Source organism: Aeromicrobium sp. PFPM2_SD2 (assembly GCF_057364525.1).
On record NZ_JBNFNZ010000485.1, the window covers coordinates 1 to 1,763 of the forward strand.

At 74.3% G+C, this 1,763-nt stretch carries 3 protein-coding genes; 2 read left to right on the plus strand and 1 reads right to left on the minus strand.

Translation table 11 applies throughout. The features are described 5' to 3' along the window. On the minus strand, nt 1–867 hold an 867-nt coding region (locus AC2W7G_RS15385), incomplete at its 3' end, for an EamA family transporter (protein ID WP_485869210.1). Nucleotides 868–914: 47 nt separating this feature from the next. Between AC2W7G_RS15385 and AC2W7G_RS15390 the strand changes: the two genes are divergently transcribed. Both AC2W7G_RS15390 and AC2W7G_RS15395 read left to right on the plus strand, forming a co-directional pair. Beyond that, a complete protein-coding gene (locus AC2W7G_RS15390; RefSeq protein WP_485869211.1) occupies nt 915–1,457 on the plus strand; it encodes a CGNR zinc finger domain-containing protein in 543 nt (180 codons plus the stop codon). Next, nucleotides 1,454–1,763: antibiotic biosynthesis monooxygenase family protein (locus tag AC2W7G_RS15395; protein WP_485869212.1), on the plus strand; the 310-nt coding region annotated here is incomplete at its 3' end. The genes AC2W7G_RS15390 and AC2W7G_RS15395, both read left to right, overlap by 4 nt.

The window sequence follows — 1,763 nt, forward strand, 5'->3', positions numbered from 1 at the left end:
CTGCACGGCACGCGGCTGCTCCCCCAGCAGCAGCCAGGCCAGGACGACGCCGGCGAGCGCCTCGCTCAGCCCGACGAACGAGGCCAGCCGGGAGCCGAGCCGGCGGACCGCCGCGATGCCCAGCACGTACGAGAGCGCCGCCGTCACCACGCCGAGCGCGCCGACCGCGAACCACCACGGCAGGGACGTGTCGGCCAGGACGACGTCGGACGCCGACGCGTCCAGGTGCAGCACGCCCACGAGCCCGGCGACGAGCAGGGCGAGCCCGCCGACGAGCAGCCCGCCGGCGGCGAGGACGACGCCGGGCAGGTCACCGTCGTCGCCGGCCGAGACGATCCAGTAGACGGCGGCGCCGGTCATGGCGCCGAGCGCCCAGAGCACCCCGACGACGTCCACGGCGGCACCCGACAGCAGGTCGATGACCAGCACGAGCCCCGCGATCGCGACGAGGGCGCCCACGACGGTGAGCCGTCCGGGGCGCTGCCCGTGGCGCACCCACAGCCATCCGATGACCGCGACCGGCGACATGAACTCGATGAGCAGGGCCGGCCCCACCTCCATGCGGGCGACGGCCTGGAAGTACGCCAGCTGGCAGCCGGCCACCGCCACCAGGCCGTAGGCGGCGATCGTCGCGCCGTGGCGGCGCAGCACCGACCAGCGTCCGCGCAGCACCACCAGCGCCGGGACGAGCAGCACGCCGGCCGCCACCAGGACGCGGACGAGCACGGCCGAGCCCGCCGACCAGCCGGTCTCGATGAGGCTCTTCGCGAGCGGGCCGGACAGGCCGAACGACAGCGCGGAGAGCAGCGCCAGGCCCACGCCGGACGCGAGCCGGGACGTGGGCCGCGACGCGATGTCATGAGCCATGGCGGTCATGACAGATGACAGTAGGCCGTACCTTGTAAGGTGTCAACGTGCTTTTCGCCGATGACACGAACGACGCCCTGCGCGCCGCCGTCGAGCTGGCCAACTCCGCCCTGGAGCCCGACACCCTCACGACGGTCGACGACCTGGTCAGGTTCTACGAGGGCCACGGCTACACCGGGTCGCTGGCCCGCGACGCCGCCGAGCTCGAGGCCGTCCGTGCCGTCCGGCCCGCCCTGCGCACCCTGCTGACCAGCTCGCGCGACGAGGCGGTCGAGCTCGTCAACGCGATGCTGCGCGAGCACCACGCCCTCCCCCAGCTCGTGCGCCACGGCGACCTCGACTGGCACCTGCACGCGGTCGAGGACGACCGCCCGTTCGCGACGCGCATCGTCGTGGAGACGGCCATGGCGATGATCGACGTCGTCCGCGCCGACGAGACGTCCCGGCTCGGCGTCTGCGCCGACGACACCTGCGACGGCGTCGTGCTGGACCTGTCGCGCAACCGCTCCCGGCGCTTCTGCAGCACCGCGTGCAGCAACCGCAACGCCGTCGCCGCCTACCGGGCCCGCCAGGCGGAGTCGGAGGCATGATCGTGCGCACCTGGCGAGCGACGCTCGCCCCGGGCACCGAGCCCGTGTACGACGGGTTCGCCCGCACCCGCGCGCGCCGCATGTTCCAGGACGCCGACGGCTGCGAGGGCTTCGTCTTCGCCGTCGGCGACGGTCTCGACCGCGAGGTCGTCACGTTCTGGCGCGACGAGGCGACGCTCGCCGCGTTCGAGGCCAGCGAGCACTACCGCGAGACGGTCGCGGCGCTGGACGCCACGGGATGCCTCGCCGCGTCCGGCGGCGTCACCGTGCGCCGCGTCGAGACGGCGGCCGACCACTGGTGGCGCG